This window comes from Methylobacterium sp. CM6247 (assembly GCF_054817925.1).
Window position 1 is genome coordinate 954,841 of sequence record NZ_JBTXKX010000003.1, and the last position, 26,522, is coordinate 981,362.

Annotated in this window: 21 protein-coding genes, 1 pseudogene and 1 riboswitch; of the genes and pseudogenes, 6 read left to right on the forward strand and 16 right to left on the reverse strand. The window is 68.3% G+C overall.

Annotated features, from left to right (window positions below):
- Nucleotides 1–107: 107 nt before the first annotated feature.
- Complete coding sequence (locus ACYQOP_RS05335) at nucleotides 108–1,130, reverse strand: helix-turn-helix domain-containing protein (RefSeq protein ID WP_461221545.1); 1,023 nt, start codon at nucleotides 1,128–1,130, stop codon at nucleotides 108–110.
- 392 nt (nucleotides 1,131–1,522) lie between these two features.
- On the opposite strand from ACYQOP_RS05335, the gene ACYQOP_RS05340 reads away from it, so the two are divergent.
- Nucleotides 1,523–1,813 carry a hypothetical protein gene (locus tag ACYQOP_RS05340; protein WP_056428532.1) on the forward strand — a complete coding sequence of 97 codons (291 nt, stop codon included), beginning with the start codon at nucleotides 1,523–1,525 and terminating at the stop codon, nucleotides 1,811–1,813.
- Nucleotides 1,814–1,966: 153 nt separating this feature from the next.
- Here the strand turns inward: ACYQOP_RS05340 and ACYQOP_RS05345 are convergent, their stop codons facing one another.
- The 5 genes from ACYQOP_RS05345 to ACYQOP_RS05365 form a co-directional block, all read right to left on the reverse strand.
- Nucleotides 1,967–3,046, reverse strand: a complete 1,080-nt coding sequence (locus ACYQOP_RS05345; RefSeq protein WP_200919108.1) for an apurinic/apyrimidinic endonuclease family protein — start codon at nucleotides 3,044–3,046, stop codon at nucleotides 1,967–1,969.
- 81 nt (nucleotides 3,047–3,127) lie between these two features.
- Nucleotides 3,128–3,520 carry a hypothetical protein gene (locus ACYQOP_RS05350; RefSeq protein WP_056428534.1) on the reverse strand — a complete coding sequence of 131 codons (393 nt, stop codon included), beginning with the start codon at nucleotides 3,518–3,520 and terminating at the stop codon, nucleotides 3,128–3,130.
- 31 nt (nucleotides 3,521–3,551) lie between these two features.
- Entirely contained in the window at nucleotides 3,552–3,755 is a 204-nt protein-coding gene (locus ACYQOP_RS05355) for a hypothetical protein (RefSeq protein WP_461221547.1), read from the reverse strand.
- 281 nt (nucleotides 3,756–4,036) lie between these two features.
- Complete coding sequence (locus tag ACYQOP_RS05360; protein WP_311276760.1) at nucleotides 4,037–4,630, reverse strand: cyclase dehydrase; 594 nt, start codon at nucleotides 4,628–4,630, stop codon at nucleotides 4,037–4,039.
- Nucleotides 4,631–4,697: 67 nt separating this feature from the next.
- The gene (locus ACYQOP_RS05365) at nucleotides 4,698–5,870 is read right to left on the reverse strand and encodes a zinc-dependent alcohol dehydrogenase (RefSeq protein ID WP_461221549.1); all 1,173 of its coding nucleotides are present in this window, start codon (nucleotides 5,868–5,870) and stop codon (nucleotides 4,698–4,700) included.
- Between the two features lie 339 nt (nucleotides 5,871–6,209).
- Here ACYQOP_RS05365 and ACYQOP_RS05370 point away from each other — a divergent pair.
- Together ACYQOP_RS05370 and ACYQOP_RS05375 are read left to right on the forward strand one after the other, a co-directional pair.
- Nucleotides 6,210–6,266, forward strand: a pseudogene (locus tag ACYQOP_RS05370) (hypothetical protein); the annotation flags it as partial.
- Entirely contained in the window at nucleotides 6,267–6,695 is a 429-nt protein-coding gene (locus ACYQOP_RS05375; RefSeq protein WP_461221551.1) for a hypothetical protein, read from the forward strand.
- 45 nt (nucleotides 6,696–6,740) lie between these two features.
- Here ACYQOP_RS05375 and ACYQOP_RS05380 read toward each other — a convergent pair whose 3' ends face one another.
- The 3 genes from ACYQOP_RS05380 to ACYQOP_RS05390 all read right to left on the reverse strand — a co-directional run bounded on the left by ACYQOP_RS05380 (nucleotide 6,741) and on the right by ACYQOP_RS05390 (nucleotide 9,067).
- Complete coding sequence (locus ACYQOP_RS05380) at nucleotides 6,741–7,508, reverse strand: hypothetical protein (RefSeq protein ID WP_461221553.1); 768 nt, start codon at nucleotides 7,506–7,508, stop codon at nucleotides 6,741–6,743.
- 225 nt (nucleotides 7,509–7,733) lie between these two features.
- Nucleotides 7,734–8,432 carry a GNAT family N-acetyltransferase gene (locus ACYQOP_RS05385; protein ID WP_461221555.1) on the reverse strand — a complete coding sequence of 233 codons (699 nt, stop codon included), beginning with the start codon at nucleotides 8,430–8,432 and terminating at the stop codon, nucleotides 7,734–7,736.
- Nucleotides 8,429–9,067, reverse strand: a complete 639-nt coding sequence (locus ACYQOP_RS05390; RefSeq protein WP_461221556.1) for an FMN-binding negative transcriptional regulator — start codon at nucleotides 9,065–9,067, stop codon at nucleotides 8,429–8,431. The genes ACYQOP_RS05385 and ACYQOP_RS05390 overlap by 4 nt, the downstream gene beginning before the upstream one ends.
- 54 nt (nucleotides 9,068–9,121) lie before the next feature.
- Here ACYQOP_RS05390 and pdxR point away from each other — a divergent pair, with 54 nt between their 5' ends.
- From pdxR to ACYQOP_RS05405, 3 genes are all read left to right on the forward strand, one after another.
- Nucleotides 9,122–10,675 (forward strand): MocR-like pyridoxine biosynthesis transcription factor PdxR, encoded by a 1,554-nt coding sequence (gene pdxR, locus ACYQOP_RS05395; RefSeq protein ID WP_461221557.1) that lies wholly within the window; start codon nucleotides 9,122–9,124, stop codon nucleotides 10,673–10,675.
- A 242-nt stretch (nucleotides 10,676–10,917) separates the two neighbouring features.
- Complete coding sequence (locus ACYQOP_RS05400) at nucleotides 10,918–12,951, forward strand: methyl-accepting chemotaxis protein (RefSeq protein WP_461221559.1); 2,034 nt, start codon at nucleotides 10,918–10,920, stop codon at nucleotides 12,949–12,951.
- A 107-nt stretch (nucleotides 12,952–13,058) separates the two neighbouring features.
- Nucleotides 13,059–13,505, forward strand: coding sequence for a cupin domain-containing protein (locus ACYQOP_RS05405; protein WP_056428555.1), 447 nt, complete (start codon nucleotides 13,059–13,061; stop codon nucleotides 13,503–13,505).
- Between the two features lie 698 nt (nucleotides 13,506–14,203).
- On the opposite strand, the gene ACYQOP_RS05410 is transcribed toward ACYQOP_RS05405, so the two are convergent.
- From ACYQOP_RS05410 to ACYQOP_RS05440, 7 genes are all read right to left on the reverse strand, one after another.
- Nucleotides 14,204–15,706, reverse strand: a complete 1,503-nt coding sequence (locus ACYQOP_RS05410) for a PepSY domain-containing protein (protein WP_461221560.1) — start codon at nucleotides 15,704–15,706, stop codon at nucleotides 14,204–14,206.
- Complete coding sequence (locus ACYQOP_RS05415) at nucleotides 15,700–17,901, reverse strand: TonB-dependent receptor (RefSeq protein ID WP_461221562.1); 2,202 nt, start codon at nucleotides 17,899–17,901, stop codon at nucleotides 15,700–15,702. Before ACYQOP_RS05415 ends, ACYQOP_RS05410 begins: the two co-directional genes overlap by 7 nt.
- Before the next feature lie 298 nt (nucleotides 17,902–18,199).
- A riboswitch (cobalamin riboswitch) is annotated at nucleotides 18,200–18,401 on the reverse strand.
- A 97-nt stretch (nucleotides 18,402–18,498) separates the two neighbouring features.
- A complete protein-coding gene (locus tag ACYQOP_RS05420) occupies nucleotides 18,499–20,904 on the reverse strand; it encodes a TonB-dependent siderophore receptor (RefSeq protein WP_461221564.1) in 2,406 nt (801 codons plus the stop codon).
- A gap of 263 nt (nucleotides 20,905–21,167) precedes the next feature.
- Nucleotides 21,168–23,231: a Fe(3+)-hydroxamate ABC transporter permease FhuB gene (gene fhuB, locus ACYQOP_RS05425; protein WP_461221566.1), complete on the reverse strand. Its 2,064-nt coding sequence runs from the start codon at nucleotides 23,229–23,231 to the stop codon at nucleotides 21,168–21,170.
- Complete coding sequence (locus tag ACYQOP_RS05430) at nucleotides 23,224–24,039, reverse strand: ABC transporter substrate-binding protein (protein WP_461221568.1); 816 nt, start codon at nucleotides 24,037–24,039, stop codon at nucleotides 23,224–23,226. Before ACYQOP_RS05430 ends, fhuB begins: the two co-directional genes overlap by 8 nt.
- Before the next feature lie 67 nt (nucleotides 24,040–24,106).
- A complete protein-coding gene (locus tag ACYQOP_RS05435; protein WP_461221570.1) occupies nucleotides 24,107–25,396 on the reverse strand; it encodes an MFS transporter in 1,290 nt (429 codons plus the stop codon).
- Between the two features lie 41 nt (nucleotides 25,397–25,437).
- Entirely contained in the window at nucleotides 25,438–26,505 is a 1,068-nt protein-coding gene (locus tag ACYQOP_RS05440) for a DUF2218 domain-containing protein (RefSeq protein WP_461221572.1), read from the reverse strand.
- Nucleotides 26,506–26,522 lie beyond the last annotated feature (17 nt).

Genomic DNA, 26,522 nt, shown 5'->3' on the forward strand with positions numbered 1-26,522 from the left:
ATCGTCCAGGGTATCCGCCGGGGCCTAACCGAAGGCCGGACCGGTGCGAGGGGGATGCGGCCGCCGTCTTACGGCGTCGATCTCGTCGGCACACCCGGGTGAAGGGGTCAACGCGTTTCGCGCAGCCACTTCCAGACGTGCTGCACCGTCCCCTGACCGCTGGTCTGCTGGACCACCCGGCGCTCGCCCCGCCAGGCCTGGGGTGGCGCGCCGAAGCGGTTGCGGAAGCTGCGGCTGAGCTGCGAGGCACTGCTGAAGCCGAAGACCTCGGCCAGACGGGCAAGCGTGCGCATCTCCATCGGATCGGCCAGCGCGTCGCGCATGGCCTTCAGGCGCTCGCCTTGCACGAAGTGCATCACGCCCCCTTCCGGCTCGAACAGCCGATAGAGCGTGGCCCGCGAGACCCGCATCTGTCCGCCGATGAAGGCGGGCGACAGGTCGGACCGGGACAGGTTTTCCTGCACGATCATTCTGGCCAGCGCCATCAGGCCGCCATCGAGGTCGCGGCCTTCGAGCACGTCCTTGGCCCGCGAGGGATCGAGCAGGCGGCGCAGGAAGCCGACGAACTCGACGGCGAGAGCCGGGGCGTCGTCGAGGCGCGTGGTCGGCAAGCGACGGTAGAGGTCCAGAATGCGGGCGGAGAGCAACCGGTTGCGGGCCGCATCGAAGAGCATCTCATGATCTTCCAGCGGCAGCCCATGGAGGCGGGCGCAGGGGACGACGATGCCGGTCGTATCGGCGCGGTCGAGCATGCCATCGAGCAGGTGACGGCGGCCGATGAAGGTCACGGTGCCGGCCGAGGCCGCGATCGCTTTTCCCGCGACGGTGCCCTGAAATCGGCCGGACCGGTAGAGTTGGACGGTGTACTGGTCGGACCCGGCATCGACACGTCGGCGATCGCGCTGGAGCCGCTGGGTCGAGAGCAGGGTGCGATGAGCGACGAGGTCGTCGATCGGGTACGCGATGTTGGTGCCGAAAGGCAGGACGGCGGAGCGCGTCGTCGGACTGACCTCGTACATCGGCGCCAGGAGCGTGCGCCACCGCTCGAAGGCCTCTCCGGGTGGCAAGCCCGACGTCGTCAGGCAGAAATACGGCAGGCCCGGTTCAGCCGTCGTGTCATCTGCACCCAACGAGCCAAATCCTTCGTCACCCGACCCGTCGAAGCAACGACGTTAGGCATGAAGTCCTTGATGAGGCAACCGAAATGCACGTCGGTGGTCCGTGGAGCGTAAAAGCGTCGCAACCCGGCCGGAGAACCGCTTCGGGCGACACCGCATGTCGGCTTCTCCGGCGGGTTCGGGTGGGAGTCGGACGATCCGCTTGCCGCCGCGCCGCCGACATCCTTTTGCCGCCCGAAGCGAATCTGTGATCAGGCCCTCGACATCAGAATTCGACCGATGGAAACCGTGAGTCTGCGATCCCGGCCCGGGACCGTCCACGGCAAACCCGTCCTTCCCGCGAGATCGACCCTCGGTCCGGCGGGCCGGTTGTCGAGGCCGCCGGCTGCTGCCATGGTCGCGGAATGGCATATGCACCTCCCTCCCGTTACTCGCCGGCCGAGCTGATCGAACAGTTGCGCGAAGCCGCCGAGGAGATCGCGCCCGAACTTCCCGGCATCCGGGCGGAGGAGACGCTGGAGGGCGAGGCGGCCCAGACCATCGAGGAGATGGCCGAGGCCCTGATGCGGATCGCGAACGGCGCGCCGCGTCCCCAGGACCTCGCCCGCGCCGCCCTGGAGGCCAAGGCTCCCCTGAAGCCGATCGGCCGCCCCAAGAGCACCGTCGTCAAGATGCAGAAGCCGACGCGCCGCTGATACCAAGCCTCACTGATCCTGACCTATAGGTCAGGATCAGTGAGATCCGGCGGACGACCGCCGCCGCGCCGTCGCGCGGGCAGACCTCGATGAGTCAAGCTCATCGAGGTCTGGTATGGGACGAGCCAAATCCCCGCGCGGCGAGGCCTCGCCTCAAGCCGCGGCGCTGGCGCCCGCAAAGCCCTCCACCTGCAAGATCTCGGCGGCGATGCCGGTGGAGGCCAGGTTCTTGCCCTTCGCCTCGATCTCGAAATCGGCCCAGGCGAGGTGCCGGGCCACGAGGGCGTTGAGCGCCCGGTTGCCCATCAGGTGCGAATGGGCCGCGATGTCGCGCCAATTGTGCCCGGCTCCCACCAGGGCGGCGTAATCGGGCAGCGTGTCCGGGTCGTGCCCCTCCAGCAGGGCCTCGCGCGAGAGGCTGATATGGGCGATGGGGCGCACGCCGCGCCAGGAGTCGCGGATGCGGGCGATCCGCTCGTCATCGGGCTCGATATAGACGCCGCCGCTCTGGACCCAGTGGTGGTGCAGGTCGAGCACCACCGGAACGCGGTCGCCCAGGTCCAGCACCGTGTCGAGGCCGAAAGCGTTCTCGTCGTTCTCCACCGTCAGCAGGTCGCGCGCCGTCTGCGAGAGCTTGGGCAGGCTGGCGCGAAACCCGTCGATGCCGGGGTCGCGGGCGCCCACATGAATGTTGATATGGGCGCCATGCGGGTGCCAGCCGGCGCCATACCCCATCATCGCCATCAACTCGGCATGGTATTCGAGTTCGGAGATGCCGTTGCGCTCGGCATTGGGGTTGCGCGAGGCGATGACGCAGAACGGCCCGGGATGGAAGCTGAGGCGCACGCCGCCCTCGCGCGCGCGCTCGCCGACCCGCGCGAGACCGGCCTCCACGAGGGCGACCATCTCGGGTTCGGCATAGATCGCCCGCGCGACCTCGTGGGTGTAGCCGGGCAGGACGTTGCTCGCCATGCGCAGCAGGCGCTCCAGGGGCGGCCGCGCCGCCACCCAGGCGATCTGCCGCTCCAGCGCCGCGAGGTTGTGCCGGGCGAGGCTCTCGAGCTTGGCCCGCCGCGCCGACGGCGCGAGCTTGTCGAGATGACTCATGGTGGTGTGCGACAGGTTCATGTGAAGCGTCGCCTCGCGGGCGGCCTTCAGCGTCTTGAAGCTGGCAGGATCGTCGTCGAGCACGAAATTGCAGCAGAAACCGAGGCGGGGCGTGTCCATCATCATGGGGGGATAACGGCGAGGCCCGGCTTTGGTGTCGCCGGTCCCGGCGGATTCGGGACGCCCCGTGGTCCCTCGCGGCGAGGGTCAATCCAGGCAATGGGTAAAGTACAGCTGCCTGGTCCGCTCCAGGGCCTGGAACCCCTCGGCGCGCGGGTTGAGGAGTTCCGGCCCCTCCGGGACGCGGCCGAAGAACGCGCTCGACGGATCGGCCACGAATCCGCGCTCGCCGATATAGAGCCCGTCCCGGTTCTTCACGTTGACCGAGCCGCAGATCCAGCCGCCCTCCGCCTTGCGCAACGCCGTCACCTTCGGGTCGAGCGCGCCGAAACGCTCCCCCACCATGCCGAGAATCGTCGCCGCCACGGCCTTGCCGATGACGGCGTCGGACCCGTCCTCGACCCGCTGCGCCCGCGCGGGGCCGGACAGGGCCGCCAGCAGCAGGAGCGCCCCCGCGACGAGACCGGGGCGGCCGGTCATCGGCCGTGGCCGAACCATGACGCGACGGCCCTTACTGCACCGGACCCGTTCCGCTGCCAGCGGTCGCCGGTTTGGCATCGGAGATCAAAATGTCGAGGGATTGGCGCACGATCTCCAGGGCGCTCACGCCCTTGGTCGCGGCCTCCGCCTCGACCTTCGCCCGGTCGGCGGACGGCATCCCATCGAAGATCGCCTGCGCGACCCCGACCGACGCGTGCTTGTGATGTTCGCCCACGATCAAACCCGCCGGATGATGGTGAGGCCAAAGCTCTCATTGGATACTAATAAGTATTTCATGAGAACACCCGGAGCCTGCACTCGGAAAAGATAGGCTCTCTTCTTCCTTACATTGCAGCCGAGATCAACTCGTTTCAGGGTGGAGGTTGGGGGGAGCTGTTTGCCCGTCAGCAGGGTGACGGAGGAACCTGTGGGTGGGCGTAACCGTGTGCGTGTTCTCCGCCCCTCGGGGCTGCGTTCGACCCGGAGCGGCAGCATTCCGTAGACCGTAGGACGGGTTCAGGCGTTCGTGAGCGTCCAGGGACGCATCGCCTCGGGGCCGATAATGTCGGGTGGCGGCTTGAAGTCACGGGCCGCGCCCCGCATCGCCTCGGGACGCCGTGGGAAGCCGCTCCGGCGGCGGTAATCGCGTCGGACCTTGTCGGACGGGGCAAGGGGTGCTTCCGAAAGGCTCCGCGCACAGATCACATCGACGGCCGTGACGCCGACGAGTGCCACAAGGGCGATCAACACGTTGTCCTTGCGCGAATTCTGCGGATCGAGCCCGGGCAGAACCGTAGCGATATCGAGGGCGTCTCCTGCGACGCGGGCCGACACCCAAGGGGTCGGATCATGCGAGCCCAGGATCCCGGCGCCCTGCACGAGTTCGCGCACACCGTAGGCTCGGATGACCGGAGCGGCGCGCGGCATCCCGAGCCAGCGAGCCAGGGCGTCGGCACACACCACTTCGGTCAGCCCAAGGCCGACCGAGAACCAACCCAACCCGCGGGCGAGTTCCCTGGTCCCGGGATCGGGTCTTCGACGCGGCTCCGAGACGAGATAGCTCGGCAGAGTCGAGCGCCCGGAAGCGCGGTTCTGGTCGCGGTGAGACATGCGGACGTCCTCCCTGCCGCAGTGGGGCCAAGCCAGCCCGTCCCGGCGAGACGGGCCGGGGACACAATCAGGGTCTGAGCACCACCTTGATGCAGTTGTCCTTCTTGTCACGGAAGGTCTTGTACATCTCCGGCCCTTGTTCGAGCTTGGCCCGGTGAGTGATGACGAAGGAGGGATCGATCTGCCCGTCGTCGATGCGCTTGACGAGGTCGTCCGTCCACCGATTCACGTGGGTCTGGCCGGTGCGGATGGTCAGACCCTTGTTCATCAGGGCTCCCATCGGCATCTTGTCGACGAGCCCGCCATAGACGCCCGGAATCGAGAGGATTCCGGCGGGCCGACAGACGTAGATCATCTCGCGCAGCACTGCAGCGCGGTCGCTCTCCAGCATCACCGCCTGCTTCAGCCGGTCGTAGGCGTGTTCGAGGGCGCGGGGGGAATGCGCTTCCATGCCGACGGCATCGATGCACTTCTCCGGGCCCTTGCCGCTCGTCAGCTCGTTCAATCGTTCGACCGTGCTTTCCTGGCTATTGTCGATGGTGATCGCACCGCCGGCGCGCGCCATCTCGAGGCGCTCGGGTACGCTGTCGATACAGACTACCTGTCTGGCCCCGAGCAGAAGGGCGGAGCGCAGTGCCATCTGACCGACGGGGCCGGCACCCCAGATTGCAACCGTATCGGTCGGCTGGATATCGGCCTGCACCGCCGCTTGCCAGCCGGTGGGGAAGATATCACCGAGAAACAGCACCTGCTCGTCGCTGAGATTCTCGGGCACCTTGATGTGCGTCTTATCGGCGAACGGCACGCGGACGTATTCGGCTTGGCCGCCCTGGTAACCACCGGTGAGATGGGTGTACCCGAACAAGCCCGCGGTGGTGTGCCCGAAAACCTTGTCGGCGATGTCCTTGTTGCGATTCGTGCGCTCGCAGACGGAGAAGTAACCGCGCTTGCACTGGTCGCACTCGCCGCAGATGATCGTGAAGGGCACGACGATGCGCTCACCTTTTCTGAGCGCACCGTTGACGCCTTTGCCTGTCTCGACGACCTCGCCCATGAACTCGTGGCCCATGACGTCGCCCTTCTCCATGCCGGGCATGAAATGGTCGTAGAGGTGCAGGTCCGAACCGCAGATCGCGCAAGCGGTTACCTTGATGATCGCATCTCGATCATCTTCGATCTTGGGATCCGGAACCGTATCGCAGCGGATATCCTGGGTCCCGTGCCAAACCAGTGCTTTCATGGAACGTCTCCCTAAAGCGCAGGAAGGATTTCAAGCCCGTGGAACGATGTGCCTAACTAATAGATATCCGATCCAAAATCGATTTGTGGCGCAACAACATATGATGCAGCTAGAATGACATTCCATTTCGTATATTATGTTGGTTTTCACCGATGTTAATCACGCAGGCTGGACAATGAATAGCCTCTCGATGACTGGATTGACCTTGGAATGCGGCGGGTCACGTCCAGCGAAGATGAAGTGATCCGGATTGTCTCGAGGACACGGACGGCAAATTGACTGTCCGGCGGCCCTTATTAGGTTTCGTTCCTCGCATGTGCTCCCGGTGGATAGCGCGATACGATCCATGGCGGCGCCGGGAACGATCAGGTCGCGGGAGGTTCGGGTGCCGACACGATGTCGGACACGTCCGGCGTGAACTTCTTCCTTGGTGAAGACGGAACCGATCTGATCATCTTCGCCGATACGGCAAGCGGCGAGGCGGATGGAGGAGCGGGCAACGACGCGTTGTTGGACACGTCATCTGGCTCTGTCACCCTTTACGGCGGTTCAGGCGACGATAGCTTCTCCTACGACGGCGTCGGACTCACTGTCATCGACGACTCGGCCGGAGCCCTCGACCTCTTGCTGTTCAGCAACGTGACGGACCTCGGCACGCTGGACTTCCTGCGGAACGGAAACGACTTGATTTTCGCCGCTCCAGACGATGCAGACTTGAGCCATGCGGTCGTCGTCAACGAGTGGTTCAGTTCGGCCGACAGCGTCGACTACATCGCAAACAAGGACTCGACGCAGATCCTCAATCTGTATGACCTTTTTGGGTAACCACCCAACCTTCCGGTCCGGCGAGCGACGCTTGCCGGACCGATCTCAGTTTCCGGCGGACTTAAAAAGACCCAGGACAGCCGTGAGCTCCGCCAGCTCCTTGTCTCTAACGGCAGTGCGCTTGTCGTAGTCAGTGGTGTCGGTCTGCGCGAGGTCGATCCATTTCTTTAGCGATTCGAGGGTTTGCTGCTTACTTTGCTCGGACGTTGGAGTATCACCGTCGTTCCTTGTTACCGTCCCGTCCTTGTAAACCGTATACACATAGTTTTCGTCACCGAACCCGAGCGTATCGTATCCTCCAATGGAGAGGCCTTGATCACTGGCTATCTTGAGAGCAGCCTCCTTCTCTTTACCCTCCAAAACAACGGCTGGCACTGGCTTGATGGTTAAATATCTATTATACATTTGAACATTTTCAGAAAGCAACTCTTTTGCAAGAAGAACTTCCGAAAACTTACTGTGATCCTCTCCTTTTTGCGAAAATAGTTCGGAAAATCTTAGAAAGAGAGCGCTGCTTTCCTCAGCTGCTTTCTCGATGCCCGTCGTGTCAAGCCAAGCTTCCGGCCTGAGCGGCACACCATCCGCATACTTCAGTCTCGATGCGATCGCCGGGCTCGCCCCGTCGTCGCCTTTCAGGCGGTCCATTGCGGCTTTCGCCGTGGGCGAGAGCGACAGCACCACGGCAGGCCCCGCGGTTCGCGGTTCGTCCCCGCTCGGAGCCGAGGTCTTGGCAGGATCCGCCGGCTCGCTCCGTAGCGCTTGCGCCAGCGTGATCTGGGTTGCGCCGTAGCGATTGACATCGGTCTTGATCAATCTCGCCTCCTCGGATGGGGAATCAGCCTGATCTTCCTCAACCGTAGGGTGCGCTTCTTCAACGAGGGGTTAATGACGGGCCGGTCGGCTTTGGACCGGTTCGAGCGGGTGGAACCGGCCGGGATGTGGATGCGGTTCGATGTCCGGCCTTCGGAGGGAGCCGGCTGGCGTCACCCGCGAGGTTTTGGATCTCTCGATGGCGATCGACGGGAGCCTTCAGGGGCTTCACCCCCGCAGGGCCGCGAGGCTCCGCCTCTGGCGCCCCGCATCGTCGAAATTCTCCGGGGCGAGCCAGGCGGCGAAGGCCTCCCGCAGGCGGGGCCAGTCCGCATCGGTCACCGCGAACCAGGCCGTGTTGCGGGAGCGGCCCTTGGTGACGATGGCGTTGCGGAAGATGCCCTCGAAGGTGAAGCCGTAGCGCAGGGCCGCCGCGCGGGAGGGCGCGTTGAGGCTGTCGCATTTCCACTCGTAGCGGCGATATCCGAGGTCGAAGGCGCGGGCCATCATCAGGGCCATCGCCTCGGTGGCGGCCGGGTTCCGGGCGAGGCCAGGGCCGAACTGGAGATGGCCGACCTCGATACAGCCATGGGCCGGCTCGATCCTGAGATAGGCCGCCAGACCGAGGGCGCGGCCGGTGGCGGCGTCCAGGATGGCATGATGCATCGGGTCACGGCTCCGGGCGATCTCGACCAGTCGCGCGCGATACTCCGCCTCGTCCGCCGGGGGCTCTCCGGGCAGGTAGGTCCAGCGCGCCGGGTCGTACGCCAGGGCGCCGAAGAGGTCGCCCGCATGGCGCTCGGCGTCGAGAGGCTCGATCCGGCAGAACCGGCCCTGCAACGCCTCGCGTGGCGGGGGCGGCGGCGGGCTCCAGTCCGGGAGGGCGGGGCCGATCGGCTGGCCGTAACGGTTCACGTGCTCGCTCATGCCCGCTGTCCCATTCTGTCGACGAGATCCGCCATCGCGTCGTCGCCGCCCGCATCCCGGCGCAAGCCCGCCGCGACGCCGGCCCGGTCCGCCTCCGAGCGGTTCTGGCTGACCTTCCATTTGCCGGTGAGCCGCGCAATCGGAATCTCGATGCCGACGATCCCCCTGATCTGCGCCGCCGTGAAGGCCGGCGGCGCGTCCGCCACCGCCCAGGGTGCGTCCCGCCCCGCCTCCCGCATCCGCGTCAGGTCGTCGATCTGCCGGCGCAGCCAGGCCTCGTCCTCGATGACGCGCGGGCGGCCCCGTGCCTGCACGGTGGCGTAGTTCCAGGTCGGCACGACCTTCCCCGTCTCGCGCTTCGTCGCGTACCAGGAGGGCGTGACGTAGCGGTCGGGCCCCTGGAACACGACGAGGCATTCGGCGAGCCCGTCGAGGTCGCGCCAGTGCGGGTTGGCGCGGGCGAGATGCGCCCGGAGCGTGCCCGCCTCCCCCACCTCGCGGTCGAGCAGGAACGGGACCGGGTTGGCCATCAGCCCGCCGGCTCCCGCGCTCACCACCAGGCCGAGCGGACAGGCGCGGATGAGGGCGGCCTGGGCTTCGAGATCGTCGCTCCGGAAATGGGGCGGCTCGTACATGATGATCCTCGGCGCGGCGTGGTGTTCGCCGCCTCTGTTGACGCGAAGCAGATCATGCGGAAGATCCAGTTTCCGCATCCCGACTGGACCAGTTCGACGACGACCCGGCGCCGCCCTCCCCTTCCTCTCCAACTCGCCCTCGACCCGCCGCCGGCCGGCGGGCCCCGTCGAGTGGAGACGAGCCTGCACGGGCGCGTGCGGGAGGCCGTGCGCGACGCGATCCTGTCTGGCCGCCTGCCGCCCGGAGAGCGCCTGCCCTCCTCCCGCAGCCTCGCGGAGGATCTCGGCTGCGCACGCGGCACGATCCTCCTCGCCATCGAGCAGCTCGTCGCCGAGGGCTACCTCACCACGCGTGCGGGCTCCGGCACCCGCGTCGCCGAGACCCTGCCCGACGACCTCCTGGCCCCACGCAATCCGGATTCCCCCGCCCGCCCCTCGCCCGCGACGGCGGTGCTCTCGCGCCGCGGGGCCGCCATGGCCTCGGCACGGGGGGACGCCCCTCCGATCCCCGACGCCTTCGCCCTCGGCCGTCCCGCCCTCGATGCGTTTCCACGTGAAACCTGGGCGCGCCTGCTCCAGGCCGAATGGCGGGCCGGCCCTCCCAGCCTGCTCCATCCCCTGGGCGAGCCGCGCCTGCGCCGGGCCCTGGCGGCCTACCTGTCGGCCGGGCGCGGGGTCGCCTGTCACGAGGAGGCGGTGATCGTCACGAGCAGCATCCGCCAGAGCCTCCGCCTCCTGGCCGAGCTTCTGCTCGAGCCCGGCGAGGCGGCCTATCTGGAGGATCCGGGCTTTCCCGGTCTCGCCCACGCCCTGCGCGCCGCCGGCCTGCGCACGGTCCCGGTGCCCTGCGACGCGGCGGGATTCTCGATCGCGCGGGCGCGGTCCATCGATCCCGGAGCGCGACTGGCGGTGGTGACGCCGGCCCAGGGCCATCCCCTCGGCGCCACGATGAGCCTGGAGAACCGCCTCGCCCTCCTCGCCTGGGCGGAGGCGCAGGGTGGCTGGATCGTGGAGGACGATTACGACGGCGAGTACCGCTATGCCGGGCGACCGCTGGCACCGCTCCACGCCCTCGACCGGGCCGGACGCGTTCTCTATGTCGGCAGCGTCTCCAAGGTGCTCATGCCGGCTCTGCAGATGAGCTACCTCGTCCTGCCGGAAACCCTGGTGGAGCCCGTCCGCCGCGCCCTCACGGGCAGCGGCGGCTTCGCCTCGATCCTCGGACAGGGCGCGCTCGCCCGCTTCATCGACGAGGGCCATTTCGGCGCGCATCTGCGCCGGACGCGGCGTCTCTACGGGCAGCGACAGGCCGCCCTCGTGGCGGCAGGCCGCGATCTCCTCGGCGGGCTGCTGGAGGTGCCGCCCCGCGACGGCGGCATGCATCTGGTGGGCCGGCCCCCGGCCGGGGCGGCCTTCGACGATCTCACGGCGGTGGAAGCCTGCGCGCGTGCCGGCATCGCCACGACGGCGCTCTCGCCGCATTTCGCCGATCCGGCGCGCGCCGAGCAGGGGCTGCTTCTCGGCTATGCCTGCGTGCCGGAGCGTGCCGTCATACCGACGGTGAGACGGATGGCCGAGGCGCTTAAGCCGAGAGGAGGGACGACCTGACGACGGTGTCGGCCTTTTCCCGAGAGGATCGACATCCGGCCAGGAAGCCATCCGCAAAGCATTTTTTGCAGGAAATCAACCCGCACAAGGGGGAGTGGATCGGTTGTGCGACTTGGAGGCCTGCACGCACCGGTCTCCACACAATCGACCGCACTCATTCCTCAAGTATATAACATTCTTTAACATTATTTATGCGTTCTCGCCGAGTGGATCGAGCCATCTCGGCAGATCAGGGTGCCAGCATGTCTTTCAGATGGTTCAATACGCTCCGCGCCCGCATCGTTGCGGTCGCCCTGGCACCCTGTCTCGCCTTCGGAGCCGTGACGGCGATCGCGGTCTCTGACCGGGCGACGCAGCGCAACGAGATGATCCGCGTCGAGGCGCTGGCCAGCCTCGCCACGCGGATCAGCGCCTTCCTGCACGAGGTCCAGCGCGAGCGCGGCGCGTCGAGCCTGTTCATCGGCTCGACGGGGAGCCAGTTCGCGCCCGAACTCGCGGCCCAGCGCGGCCGGACCGATGCCGGCATCCGCGACGTGAAAGCGGCCCTGGACGATCCGGCCTTCGGACGCCACCGGCAGGCGCTCGAACAGGATCTGGCCCGGCTGGCGGACCAGCGCCGTCGCATCGACGCGCTGGAACTGACCGGGCCGCAAGCCGCAGCCTTCTATACCGGACTGGTCTCGGAAGGGCTCGCCGTCGTCCGCGAGATGGCGGGTCTCGTCGGCAATGCCGCCATCGCGCGGCGGGCCTCGGCCTATTCGGCCTTCCTCACCCTGAAGGAGCAGGCGGGACAGGAGCGCGCGGCGGGGGCCGCCGCCTTCTCGGCGGGTCGCCTCGACCAGCCGGCCCTCGTCCGGCTCGCCGGCCTGGGTGGCGGACAGAGCTCCGCCGAGGCACGGTTCCGCGCCGGAGCGGAGGCTGACCAGGCGGCTCTGCTCGACGCGGTGGAGGCCTCCGAGGCCTCCCGTGAGACGGCGCGCCTGCGCAACCTCGCGCTGGATACGGCTTTGGGCGAAACGCTGTCCTTCCGCGACGCGCCGCTCTGGTTCCAGCTCGCGTCGAAGCGGATCGACGGCCTGAAGGGGGTCGAGGACCGCCTGAGCGCCGATCTGGTCGCCGCCGCCGCTGCGAACCGGACGGGGGCGGAGAGCGCGCTGCTGGCCTGGCTGGTCGCCGGCCTCGCCACGTTCCTGCTCTCCGTGGGCCTCGCCTTCGGGCTGGGCGGCGCCATCGCCCGGCCGCTGACCCGGATGGCCTCGGTGCTCGATGCGATCGGCCGGGGGGACGAGGATGTCGCCGTGCCCCAGGGCGGCCCGCGCGAGGTCAGGACACTGTCGAAGGCGGCGGAAGCCTTCCGCGACAGCGTCGTCGAGCGCCGGCTGCATCGCGCCGAGCAGGAGCGTCTGGCGGCCTCGGTGGCGGCCCGGCAGCGGCAGGCCATGCTTAGTCTCGCCGACGAACTCGAAGCGGCGGTGGGCGGCATCGTCGCCACGGTCTCGTCCTCGGCGACCGAGCTTCAGGCCACCGCCCGCAGCATGAGCGCCACGGCGACGCAGACGGCGGCCCAATCCACCAGCGTCGCCGCGGCGGCCGAGGAGGCGGCGGCCAATGTCGGCACCGTGGCGGCGGCGGCCGAGGAACTCGGCACCTCGGTGAGCGAGATCAGCCGGCAGGTCGACGGCTCGGCCGAGCTCGCCCGCCGGGCGGTCAGCGAAGCGAACCGGACGGCCGACCTCGTCCAGGCGCTCGACGGCTCGGTCTCCCGCATCGGCGACGTGGTCGTCCTGATCTCGCAGATCGCCGGCCAGACCAATCTTCTGGCGCTCAACGCCACGATCGAGGCGGCGCGGGCCGGCGAGGCCGGTCGCGGCTTCGCGGTGGTCGCCGCGGAGGTCAAGGAACTCGCCAACCAGACCGCACGGGCCACCGACGAGATCGGCCGGCAGATCGGCATGATCCAGGGGGCGACCGGCGAGGCGGTCAGCGCCATCGGCGACATCACCGCCCGCATCCGCGAAATCGACGTCGTGGCGACCAGCATCGCCGCGGCGGTGGAGCAGCAGGGCGCGGCGACCCAGGAAATCGTCCGCAACGTCGCGGAAGCCTCGAGCGGAACGAGCGAAGTGACCGCGAATATCGGCGGCGTCGCCCAGGCCTCCGAGGAGACCGGCGCGGCGGCGAGCCAGGTGCTTTCGGCCGCCGCCGAACTGTCCCGTCAGGCGGACCGCCTCGGCACCGATGTCGCCCGCTTCCTCGCGACCGTGCGGGCCGCCTGAGGGGGCGGGCCGGTCTTCCTGGGGCGCATCGCGGCATCGTCGTTGGGGCGGGCGCGAAAAGCGGGTATCCTGCGCCGGCAATCAGACGGACAGCCCCAGGACGCGCGATGGACAAGGACCCGACACATTCCAGCACGGCCGCCCATGCGGTGTTCGACGTCGCCGCCGCCGTGGCGACCCTGCCGGAGGCCTGTTCCACCATGGTGGCCGACCATCGGTTCGTCGACGTTCCGGCGGCAAGCGCGCGGGTGTTCCGGGTCTATTCGCCGACGCCGCCACACAGCCACGCCTCCTGCGACGAGTATCTCTACGTTCTTTCCGGCCGCTGCATGATGAAGTTCGCCGACGAACCCGCCGTCGAGGTTGGGCCGGGCAAGCTGGTGATGTTCCAGCGCGGCGTGGTGCATTCCGTGCCGGAGATCCTGGAGGAGCCGATGGTGTTCCTCTCCGTCGACACGCCCCGCCGCGAACCGCGCGACATCCGCTTCGTCTCGGACGGCACCGGCACGCCCGACAGCTTCATGCGCCAATCGCAGCAGGCCCAGCAGCAATAGGGAACGCGCCTTCCGGCCCGGCAGTCATAGGGCACTCTCCACCGTTGGTGAGGCGGTTTACCCCTCTCCCCGCGGGCGGGGAGAGGACGTCGTCCTCCCCTTGCCGGGAGGCGGCGTGAGCCCGGCAGGGCGAGGGTGAGGGGGTGTTTTCGGATGCGGCTCCTTCGGACGCGCCCCCTCACCCTCGGCTGCCGCCTCGCCGCGCTCCCCAACGAGGGGGAGACGCGGCCCTCTCCCCGCGGGCGGGGAGAGGGGAATGCGCGCCGGCCTTCGAGTCCAACAGTCTGAGGGCACGTCCCTATTCAAAAGAGGCGGGGTTCCCCCTCTCCCCGCAGGCGGGGAGAGGACGTCGTCCTCCCCTTGTCGGGAGGCGACGTGAGCCCGCCAGGGCGAGGGTGAGGGGGTATCTCCGGATGCGGCTCCTTCGGACGCGCCCCCTCACCGTCGGCTGCCGCCTCGCCGCGCTCCCCAACGAGGGGGAGACGCGGCCCTCTCCCCGCGGGCGGGGAGAGGGGAATGCGCGCCGGCCTTCGAGTCCAACAGTCTGAGGGCACGTCCCTATTCAAAAGAGGCGGGGTTCCCCCTCTCCCCGCGGGCGGGGAGAGGACGTCGTCCTCCCCTCGTCGGGAGGCGACGTGAGCCCGGCAGGGCGAGGGTGAGGGGGTCTCTCCGGATGTGGCCCGTTCGGACGCGCCCCCTCACCCTCGGCTGCCGCCTTGCCGCGCCGACGACGGGGTCGTCGCGGCCCTCTCCCCGCGCGCGGGGAGAGGGGAATGCGCGCTGGCCTTCGGGCCGATCCGCCGCCAGCCGATGACGAGCCCTGTCATCACGAGGGCTCCGGCGAGCAGGTTGAGCAGCCATTGTGCCGCGTCCCTCGCCGGCGGGTGGCCGACGAGGACCGGCAGGTCGAGGCGGTGGAGCGCCATGAACAGCCAGCGGTTGACGCGGCCCGAGCGGTCGAGCCGGTTGAGGATCTCGCCGCTCTGCGGGTCGACTTGCAGCCAAGTCGCGGCGGGATCGGCAAAGCGCAGGCGCAGGATGGGGAGCGTCCCGCTCGTGAGCGGCGACCAGTAGAGGTCGTGGGAATCCAGGCGCTCGATGCCCTCCAGCCTCGCACCCGCCATCGCGAGACCGGCCGCCGCCGCGATCCGAGCGGTTGAGGGTGCGTCTCCGATCGCCCGTTTGCCGGTGCGGTCGAGCCCCATCGTGACCCAATGACCGCCGATCCGCGCGAGATGCAGGCCGAGGGGCGCATGGGCGGCCATCGCCCGCAGGCTCTCTGTCTCGATGCCGACAGGGTTGTCCGCCCCGGCATAGGCCTCGCGCAGGGCGGCGGGCGGCGCGAGGGAGGTGAACCAGCGGTTCGGGTTCATCGAGAGCCAGCCGCTGAGGATGAAGGTGGTGAGGCCGATCCCGCCGATAAGCCCGGCGAAATGGTGCCAGCGTGCCATCCCGCGATAGGGCGTGACGCGCCCTCGCGCGTAGCGCCGCCTCAGGCGCAGGCGCCAGATCCCCAGGACGAGGCCGGTGAGCGCCGTGAAGGCGGCGATGCCGGAGAGCCACAGCACCACGTCGCGCCACAACTCCGCGCGGGCACGCAACGGCGTGAGATAGACCCAGTGGGTGACGGCACCGACCCAATTCCAGCCGCGCTCGAACCGCGTCGTGTCGAGGACGATCTCCCCCGTCCCTTGCGAGACGTAGAGCTCCGTGCCGGCCGCGTCGTTCAACGCGACCTTGTGGAAGGGCCGCAGGGGATCGTAGCGCGCCGTCACCGTCCATTGGTCACGCGCGACCTCCTCCACGGACGCGCCGGGACCGGCCCCGGTGAGGCGCCGGGCCGCCTCGGCATCGACCGGACCCGCCGGCGCGCCGGTCCGCGCCGAGAGGGTGATGCGGCGGCCATCGCCGGACGATATCCGGTAGACCGGCTCGTCGCCGCGCATTTCCAGATCGAGGCTGCGGGGCATCCGGGTCTCGCCCAACTGGGCCAGCGCCTCGTCCGGCGAGACCGCGACCGCCTCCCACGCCATCGGGCGAAGACGCGCGAGGCGCTCCGTCACCGTCAGGCTCGGGAACGGCACATAGAGCATCACCAGCCCGGAGCCGATCCACAGGGCGAAGAGCAACCCAGTGCCGATGCCGAGCCAGCGATGGCCAAGGACCAGCCACCGCTTGCCCTGCTTGAACAGGCTCACCACGCGACGCTGTAGGCCACCTCGAACGAGCGCGGTCGCCCGAGGATCCAGTTGGTGCCGATCCCGTCCACGGCGTTGCCGCTGATCGCGTAGGTTGTGTCGAACAGGTTGTAGACGCGAAGGCTCAGGCGCGAAGCCGGGGTGACCTGATGGTCGAGGCCGAGATGGGCCAGGGTGTAGTCGGGCCGCGGCGCGGTGTTGGAGAAGTCGCTGAAGACCCGGCCGACATTCTGCAGCCCGATCCGCGCCTCCCAGTCGCGGGCGAAGGCCCAATTGAGCCAGACATTGGCGACGCGCTCGGGCACGTCTTTGGGCTGGTTGCCCGCATAGGACACCGCCCCCTCCCGGAACTCGTCGTATTGCGCGTGGAGCAAGGCGAGGTTGGCGTCGATGCGCCAGCCGTCGGGCAGGCGCAGGGCGAGCGCCCCCTCCACCCCGTGCGAGGATTGCCGGCCGACCTGGGTCGAGACATTGGGCTGGCCCGGCACCGCCGAGATCAGGTTGTCCTTGACGATGCGGTAGCCCGCCACCGTCCATTCGAGGGCGCCGTTGAGCGCGAGGCCCTTGGCCCCGACCTCGATCTGCTCGCCGGTGGAGAGATCGAAATTGGCGTTCGTTTGCGACAGGCTGATGAGGCTTCCCACTGGATCGGTGGCGGTGGCGTATTGCACGTAGAGGGCCGAATCCGGCGTCGGGTTGTAGACGAGGCCGAACCGGTAGCTCAGGGCCTCGAACGAGCGCGCGAAGGTGTCGCCGGTCTGCAGGTTGCGCCGGTGCAGGGTCGGCGCATCGAAACGCACGCCGGTAAGGAAGGAGAGTTGGTCGCTGAGGATCAGCCGGTTCTCGGCGAAGACCGAAGCCTGGTTGGTGCTGGTGGCATAGGCCGGGCTGGCGCAGCCATTGGCCGGGAACAGGCCCGGATCGTAGGTGAACGGATCGACGCTGGTGACGAGGCCGCCGCCCGCGCTGGAGAAGTTGTTGGTGTGGCGGAAATCCACGTGGTTGACGTCGAACCCGATGGCGAACTCGTTGCGGAGGCCGAACAGGTTGCCCTTGAAGGCGGCGTCGAAGCGGTTCCCGACCTGCTCCTGGTTGTGGTAGATTTCGAGGTAGTCGGACCTGTCGATCCGTCCAGTACCGCTATTGAACCGGTACTGCTCGACATCGAGCCAGTGGCGCCGGCTCTGCAGCCGGTAGGCGGTGTTGCGGATGGTGATGTCGGCGCTGGGCGTCCACTCGGTCTTGAGCTGAGTCCAGTTGTCGGCCCAGAAGATCTTCGCGCCGTCGACATTGTAGTTGTTGTTGCGCAGGGACTGGACGATCCGGCCATTGACCAGCGGCGTGCCCCAGTAGCGCGCGGGCTCCTGGTAGCCGAGATCGTGGCTGAGCGTCACCGCGAGATCGGGGTTGAGCTGGAACAGCAGCGCGCCCGAGACCGCGAGGTTGCGGAAATCCCCGTTCGGGCTGGTCCAGCCGCCGTCGCGGTTGCCGCTGATATTGAGGCGGTAGGCCACCGCATCGCCGATGGGACCGCCGAGATCGACGGCGAGGCGCGCGAGCCCGTCCGACCCGGTAGCGGCACGGGCGGCATGGATCGGCGTGAAGCTCGGCTTCTTCGAGACCACGTTGACCACGCCGCCGATGGCGCCGTCGCCATAGAGGACGGAGGCCGGGCCGCGTAGCACCTCGATCCGCTCCACGTTCCAGGTATCGAACGGGAAGGTCACGGTGCCGGCGCCCACGAACAGCCGCGTGCCGTCATAGAGCTGCTGGATCGAGTTCGGGCCGGCGAAGCCCCGGCTGGAGAAGGCGCCGTTGCCGTTGCCGGGCGACGCGATGGTAGTGATGCCGGTGGCGTTCTGCGTCACCGCCTCGACCACCGTGTTCTGGCCCCGGATTCGGGCGGTCTCGCCGCTGATGACATCGATGCTGGCGGGGGTCTCCAGCGGCGTCAGGCCGAGGCGACTGGCGCTGCGGGAGGGGGTCGAGAGGTTGAGCCCGACCGGGTTGGCGCGAGTCAGGCCGACCCCGCTCCCCTCCACGGTGAGCTGGTCGAGGGTGACGGCATTCTGGCTGACGGAATCCTGGGCGCGGACCTCGCCCGCGAGCAGGGTCGAGCCGAGGAGTGACGCGAGGAAAGCGGTGGCGCGGGCCGGGGATATCCGCCCGGGGGCGCGGTTGGTGACCTGTGTGGGCATGTTCGTTTGGGCAAACCGGAGTGATCGCTGGCCGAATGCCGCGCCCCTTCTGCTAGATCGTATGTTATAACGTTACAATACGTCGAACCGGGCAAAATGCCTGCGCGGAGGACCAAACGGTCTCGCCAAGGGCAAGCTGTGGAGCGATTCTGTAACGGAAGGAACAGGGACGATCGGGCATCGCGGGCGAACGGCAGGCGCGGCTCAGCGCAGTGGCACGTCACCGCGAACGAAGCCGATCCCCACGCGAGCGCAGGCCCCGACACCCCACCAGGACACCCCGCCCGATGCGTTTCGCGTGTGACCACGACTGACGGCAGGTCTCCTGGCTCGCGGGTCGACGCCCTCTCATCGTCTTCCCAGAAGCCGGAGCCTCCAGTGACGTGTTGATGATGGGCTCGCCGCTTACAGTTGCGGGGGCAGCCGCGGCATCGGACGCAAGATCCTCACCGCGTTCCCTTTTGATCCCCCGAAGGGGAACCGTCATCGTCAGGCTAGTCGAGGGCGAGAGACCGCGTCAACGACGTGACGGCAATAGCCCAAAAGAAAAGCCCCGGACCGTTCGATCCGGGGCCGATCTCATCGGATGCGTATCGCCTACCAGCGGTAGGTGACGGAGCCGGTGATGCGGCGGCCGTCACCGTAATTGCAGCCGACATATCCGAGTTGGGCGCAGGTGCCGACATAGACCCGGTCGGCGAGGTTGTTGGCGGCCACCTGGAAGCGCCAGTTGTCGTAGGTATAGCGGATCGACGCATCCATCAGGAAGTAATCCGGCACGCGGATGGTGTTGGCGGCATCGCCGAACGTGTCGCCGATGTAACGAACGCCGAAGCCGAAGCCGAGACCACGGAACACGCCAGTCTGGACGGTATAGTCGGCCCAGTTCGAGATCACGATGTTCGGAACTTGAATGGGACGATTACCGACTGTGCTCGCGAACCGCGCGTCCGGGGGCGTATCCTTGGTCACCCGCGCGTTGAGGGCGGTGAGCGAGCTCAGTAGGCGGAACCCTTCGGCCAGTTCCACGGTGGCCTCGACCTCGACGCCGTTCACCGCGATCTCGCCGGTCTGGTAATAGGCCTGCTGCAGCGGATCGGTCGGATCGAAGGTCAGCGCATTGGTTTTCTTCGTGTCGAAATACGACAGGAGGAACGTGCTGTTCGATCCGGGCGGCTGGAACTTGATACCGCCCTCGACCGTCTCCCCGATCTCGGGCTTGGCGGGGCCGATCGAGTAGGTGGCCGGGGCAATGGGGACGATCGGGCTCGGCGTGCTCGACTGGATGTAGAACGGCAGCACGTTGAACGAGCGCGCGGCCGCGACGTAGGGCGTCAGGCCGTTGTCGAAGAGATACGACAGCCCGACGCGGCCGCTATACGATTCCGCATTCTGGGTGACCCCGAAATTGGTCGGGATGGCGTTTGCGACACCGATACTGTTCAGCGTCGTACGCACGGCATCCAGGGCGGGGTTCTGCACGTCCGTCCGCGTCTTCACCCAATCGTAGCGGGCGTTGGCGCTGAACAGGAAACCGTTGCCGAACTTCACCTGATCCTGGGCGTAGATGCCGGTCTGCTCCTGCGACAGCTGGCTCAACAGCGTCCTCTGCAGGGGGGCGACGGCCGAGCCATAGGTCGGGTTGAGGACGTCGATCGGCCCGACCAGCACTGGCGCCGGGGCGCCGAGCAGGAAGTTGGGATCGAAGAAGGCCTGGGTCGGGCCGCCCCTCTGGTCGCTCTTGTTCTGGATGTTGCTGTAATCGATGCCGAGCAGGGCGGTGTTCCTGAACCAGTCGAACACGTGCTCGTGCTGGATCTGGGTATCGACGGTGAAAACGCCGTAATCCTCCAGCCAGGTCTGGGCCGAACGGTTGATGAGCGACGGTGAAGCCGTATTGTTCAGCCCGGTCGGGTAGATGCTGTTGTAGTTGGTGCTGGCATGGGCGTAGCGCAGGTTTTGGCGCACGGTCCATTCGTTGTCGAAGCGGTGCGAGAACTCGTAGCCGGCCATGGCGCGCTCGGACTTGAACCGGCTGAAATCGGGCTCGCCGAGGAAGCGGTCGCGCAGGTTGGCCTTCAGCGGGTTCGACCCGTTTGTGTAATATTGCGGGATCAAGCGGTACTTATCGCCCGAGACATCCTTCTGGTAATTGCCCAGAAGCGTCAGGCTGGTATCGGCCGACGGCCGGAAGGTGACGGCCGGGGCGATGTAGACCCGGTCGAGATCCACGTAATCGGCCTGGGTGCCACCGTTCCGCAGGAAGCCGGTGATCCGGTAGAGGATGGTCTTTTCGGGATTGGCCGGGCCGCTCAGGTCGAAGCCGAACTGCTTGCGGTTGTAGGTGCCGTAAGAGCCGTAGATCTCGCGCAAAGGCACGTCGAGGGGCTTCTTGCTGACGAAGTTCACGAGCCCGCCCGGATCGTTCAGGCCGTAGAGACCTGAGGTCGGCCCGCGCAGGACGTCGATGCGCTCGATCCCGTAGGGCTCCTGCGGGAAGCCGGAGAAGCTGGTGACGGGCAAGCGCAGGCCGTCGCGGTAGACGCCGCGGATGGTCTGGTCGAAGCCGCGGATGATGAGCTGGTCGAAGCGGCCATCTTCGCCCTGAGGCGAGGAAACGACGCCGGCCGTGTAGGCGAGCGCATCGGCGAGGTTCTGCGCGCCGCGATCCTCGAGCTGCTTCTGCGTCACCACCGAGATCGATTGCGGAATCTCCCGCAGGTTGGCGTTGGTCTTGGTGCCGGACGAGCTGCGCGTCACGACGTAGGAATTCGCCGCGACGATGCTGTCGTTGGTGCTGCCGCTGCCGACACCCGCGCCGGAGCCCTGCACCGACAATGTATCGAGCTGCACCGCCGCCGTGCCGCCCGAAGCGGCTTGGGCGAAGGCTTCCCCGCTCCACAGGGCGGGAACCATGGCGAGCAGCGCCACGGTCGAGACGCCGGCGAGGCAGCGCATGCCACTCACGGCTTTGTGAGAGAACGTGCCAGAAGAGAGCAACATGCCATCAGACATAGGGAAGACCTTGATCGTCGGAAATACGGCGCAGACCTGATTGGTAAAGAACGAGATTTCCTTGTCGATGCATCGCGTAGAACGATTCAAAAACAAGATCGGGTCTCGACAAGACGAATCCACACGGCGTCTTTGTCAGCAAGTCAAAGTTGAGATTTAATGACAAAAGTTGCGGCGGCGTTGCCTAAGAAACACAACCCTTCTTTGGAACAATTCAATTCAAGCGCCGCAAAAAACTTGTCGAAAGACGATCAACGGCGGGCCAGCAGCCACATCAGGAACGGCCCGCCGACGAGGGTCGCCACCAATCCGGCGGGGAGCTGGTAGGGGAAGAACGCCATCCGTCCGACGAAATCCGCCGCGACCATGATCAGCGCCCCTGCGATGGCCGCACCGGCGAGTTGCGGCGCGGCCCGGGTCAGGCCCGCCAAGCGCGCCACCTGCGGCCCGACGAGGCCGACGAAGCTCAACGGCCCCGCCACCAGGGTCGCCGCGGTGGTGAGGATCGCCGCCAAGGCCAGGATGACGAGACGGCTGCGGCGCAGGCCGAGCCCCAGCGAGCGGCCCGTCGGAGCGCCGAGGGGAAGCAGCTCGAGCCAGCGGGTCAGGGCGGGAAGGCAGGCGACTCCGAGGACGAGGATGGCGATGGCAGCGACGGCATCCGCCGGCGCCACCCGCGCCGTGGACCCCGCCGTCCACCCGAGCAGCATCACCACGGAGGGATCGCCGCTGATCATCAGGATGGTGAGGAGCGCGCCGAACCCGGTGGTGAGGCCGATGCCGGCCAGCAGCATCTGCTCGGGCACGGTGTCGGCACGGCGGCCGAGGCTCGCGATCGCCAGGAGGGTCACGAGGGCCCCGAGGCTGCCGGCGCCGAGCAGCGCCATCCGGTCCGGCGTACCGAGGACGATCGTGACGGCCACGAGGCCGAGGGCGGCCCCGGAACTGATCCCGAGCACTTCGGGGCTCGCCAGGGGATTGCCGGTGAGCCGCTGCAGCAGGGTGCCGGCGATGGCCAGCATCGCGCCGGCCGCGAGCGAGGCGGCGATACGGGGCAGGCGCCAGGGAAGCAGTTCTTCGAGGCCGGCCCCGAGGCTCCAGTGCCAGCCGGCCGTGTCGCGGCCGAGGGTCAGCGCGACGAAGACGAGGAGGGCCAGCGACACCGCTCCGACCAGGATCAGGCGCCAGGGTCGTGCGAGCCGCGCCGAGGCGCCGCCCGCTGGGCGATGCAGCGCGCCGACGCCACGCAGGCGCGGCAGCAGCCAGAGCAGCATCGGCACGCCGACGAGGGAGGCCAGCGCCCCCGTCGGCACCTGTGCGATGGGGGCGAGCGCCAGGACCACGGAATCGGTGAGCCAGATCAGGGCCGCCCCGAGCAGGGGCGCGGCGATGAGACGGGCGCGCAGCGTGCGCGTGCCGGTGAGGCGGACGAGAATCGGCGCGGCGAACCCCACGAAACCGATGACGCCCACCCCCGCCACCACGAAGCCGCCGAGCGCCACCGCGACGGCCACGGCGAGGAACCGGACCCGGCCGAGGGAGAGCCCGAGGCTCTTCGCGTTCGCCTCGTCGAGGTCGAGCAATGCGAGCGGCCTCGCCATCAGCGCCACCAGAAGGGCGGCGACGGCGAGGCGGGGCGCGAGATAGGCCGGCGCGCTCCAATCGTTCATGGCGAGCGAGCCCGCACCCCAGACGAACAGGCCGAACAGCCGCTCCTGGTGCAGGATCACGAGGAGGGTCTGGATCGCCCCGCAATAGAGCTCGACCACCAGCCCGGCCAGCAGCAGCCCCAGGGGCGCGAAGCCCTTGGCACGCCCCAACGCGAAGACCGCGAGCACCGCCAGGGCGGAGCCGGTGAGCGCCACGGCCTCCCGGCCCTGCGAGAAGAGGCCGGGCGCGAACAGCGAGGCCAGGGCCAAGGCGAGCTGCGCCCCGGCCGAGATGCCCAGCGTCGAGGGCGAGGCGAGGGGATTGCGCAGCACCTGCTGCAGCACCAGACCCGACAAAGCGAGGGCGGCGCCGGCGAGCCATGCGGTGACGATCCGCGGCAGCACGCTCTCATGCAGGATGACCTGCGCGATGTCGGTCCAGTCGGGACGCCACAAGGCTTTCAGCGCGAGGCCGAGCGGCATGTCGGCCGTGAGCGTGCGCAGGGTGAGGAGCCCGGCCACGAGGGCCACCGCGCCGATGAGGAGCCATGTTCCGCCGATCCGCGAGCGGCGCGGCGCGGGGGCGGCCAAGCCTAGTTCAGCCAAGTTTGGTTCAGCCGAGACCGATTCCCCCAAGCCCGATCCGGCCAGTTTCGCATCAGCCACGGGGGCAATTCCGCTTGGAGAGATCGGTCATCAGTTCGGCGAAGCGCGCGATGGCCGGCAGCCCACCGTAGAACCAGACCGGCGGCACGACATCGACATGGTGCTCGCGCACCGCCGGCAGCGTCTGCCAAAGCCGGCTTCCGGCCAGCGCCTTGGCCGCATCCGACCGGATCGGCCCGACATGGACCATGCGGGCATCGGCCGGACCGGTGGCGAGCTGCTCGATCCCCACCGCCGTGAAGCCGGATGCGTTGCTGGCGCCGGTCCACGCATTCTCGATGCGGAGGCGGTCGAGCACGGTCTGGAACAGGCTGGTGCGGCCGTAGACCACGATGTTGCGGTGATCGACGATCCAGACGAGGAAGGTCGGGTGCCTCTCGGCTGGGCAGGCGCTCGCCCCCGCCGCGGCGAGAATCGCCTCGGTGCGTGCTTCCAGGGCCTTGGCTTCATCGACGCGGCCGAGACGCAGGGCGATGCGCATGGTCTCCGCCTTCGCCCGCTCGTAGGGATCGCCCCCGGCATTGGCGATGGAGACCGCCTCCGTCGGGGCGATGCGCGACAGGAAGCTCCCTTGCGTCGCCACCTGGATCGGGTTGGCGAGGATGAGGTCCGGTTTCAGGCCCGCCAGTAGTTCGAGGTTGGGCTCCACCACGAGGCCGAGATCGACCACGCCTTCGGGGAGCGCCGGCTCCACCACGGTGCGGTTGTAGTTCTCGGGCTGCGTCACCGCGATCGGCACGATGCCGAGGCCGAGGAGGAGTTCCACGGCGCTCCAGTCCAGGGCCGCGACCCGCGGCTGCGCGGGCATCTTTTCTGCGCACGCCGGCGAGACGGCCAGCACGAGGAAGCAGGCCGCCAAGCCGACAACGACCCTTCTAACGCGCATCGACGGCAGCCAGGGCGAGATCGTCGGCCTTCCTTTTCGCCTCCGGAGCGAGGCTCGCATCCCGCAGGGCGGGAGTCAGCGCCGCGATGGCGGCGGTGGCGGCGAGGCAGAGGCCGCCACCCGCCGCCATGGCGATCCGCGCCGAGGCGAGATGGGCCGTGGTGCCCGCCTGCATGCCGCCCAGGGCCGGGCCGATCGTCTCCTCCAGCACCCACAGGCTCGACACCCGGCCCAGCATCGCGTCCGGCGTCGCGCGCTGGATCAGGGCCGCGCGCAGGATGCCGGCGAGGCTCGCGGCGGCGCCGAGGGTGGCGAGACAGAACAGGGCGGGAGCCATGCCCTCACTGAAGCCCAGCGCGATGCAGGCGCAGGCCCAGATCGCCACGCATGCCACGAGCCAGCGCCCGGCGAACGGGCTCGCGCCGGCCCGTCCCGAGGCCAGGGCGCCGAAGAGCGCGCCGACCGAAGGGGCGGCATAGAGCAGGCCAATACTGTCGGGCCCTCCGCCGAGCCCATGCGTCGCGAGTTCGGGCAGCAGCACGTAGGGCACGGCGAAGACCAGGGCGACGAGATCGACGAGGAGCAGGCTCAGCACCAGGGGCGAGCGGGCGATGTAGCGCAGGCCCCCCATGAAGCCGGCCTCGTCGGCGGCGAGCACGGGAAGGGGCGCTCCAGCGGACGGGCCGGCCAGCGGCGGCAGCGGAGGCAGGAACCCGAGCACGATCGGCGTGATGCCGGAGATGAGCGCGACAACGCCGTAGCACGCGACGAGCCCCGCGCCGGCGGTGATCGCCCCGGCCAGGAACGGCCCGGCGATGGCGCCCGCCTGCGCCGCAACGGCAGTGAGCGCAGCGGCCCCCGACAGGTGCTCGCGCCCGACGAGGGCCGGGGTGGCGGCCATGATCGCCGGCATGCCGAAGCCGAAGGTCGAGCCGCCGACTACGGCCGCCGCGTAGATCGGCCAGACCATCGGGGCCGCGAGGGCGGCGTTGGCCATGAGGATCAGGATCGTGAGGAGATGCGCCGTGCGCGACCAGACCATGACCGCGCGGCGGTCGTAACTGTCGGCGAGCCAGCCGCCGACGATGAGCGCCAGCGCCATCGAGCCCGCGACGGCCGCGTTGAGGAACGCCACCTGCAGCGACGAGGACGTGAGCGCGTACATCTGCAGGCTCACGGCAACGCCGAGCACCCCGAAGGCGAGGAACGAGGCGGCCCGCGCCGCATAGAGCAGCTGGAACCCGCGGCTTGCCCGCAGGGGAGACAGGTCGAGCATCATGGAATCATGCCGCCTCGGATGACGCTCTTTGACATCACGCTTCAATCCTCGTCCTTGGCGTCTTCGTCGGCGCCGCGCCGCCAATAGGCCACGGCGAGATGCTGGTCACGGGTGAGGCCACAGGTCTTGCGCCAATGCGCCCGCAGGGCCTTGAACGCATCGAATTCCGAGCCGGCCCAGGCGAAGACCGTGCGATCCTGCGGGAACGGGATCGCCCGGACCGCATCCGCCAGGAGCGTGGTCGTGCCGGGCGGTGCGCCGTTGCGGTGGAGCCAGCGCAGCTCCACCCCCTCGGGCCGGTCGAGCGCCTGCTCGTCGTCAGGCCCATCGACCTCGATCACCGCGACCCCGCCGACATGGCCCGGCAACCGCCCGAGGATGCGACCGATGGCCGGCAGGCCGGTCTCGTCGGCGGCGAGACAATACCACTCCGCCGCGCCGACGCTGCGGCCGCCGGGGCCGAGCAGCCCGACCACGTCCCCGACCTTGGCGCGTTTCGCGAAGGACGCGCCGGGACCGGCGTCGTGATGCATGACGAAGTCGATGTCGATCTCGCCCGCAGCCGCGTCGATGCGACGGATCGTATAGGTCCGCATGGAGGGCGCGCCGTCGCCCTGCGGCCAGACCGGGATGCCGTCGATTCCCGGCACGGGCCATTGCGGCGCATGGCCGGCGGGCGGGATGATGACATGCACATGCATGTCGAACGCGTCGTAGCGGGCCAGGTCCGCGCCGATGAAGGTGACCCTGCGCATATGCGGCGTGAGATCGACGATGCGCCGGACCGTCACCTCGCGCAGGCTCGGAATGGTCTCGTCGGCGCAGCCGTCGCCGGTCCAGACGATGGCTGCGTCCGTGGCGCCGGGAAGCTCCTGGAGATGCGAGGCGAGCATGAACTTGACGACGGCGAGGGAAGTCTCGTCGGCGGCCTCCGCCTTGAGGGCGAGCAGGCCTTCGGCGGCGACGAGGGTTCCGGTCCCGACATCGAAATCGACCCTCCCGCGTCCCGGCTCGTGAAGCACGGGGATGTCGTGTTCGAGGAAATGCTCGCACAGATCCGCGATGTAACGCCCGGCATCGGCGAGGCGGACCTGGGCTTCGGAAGCCATGGCTATCACGAGATGTT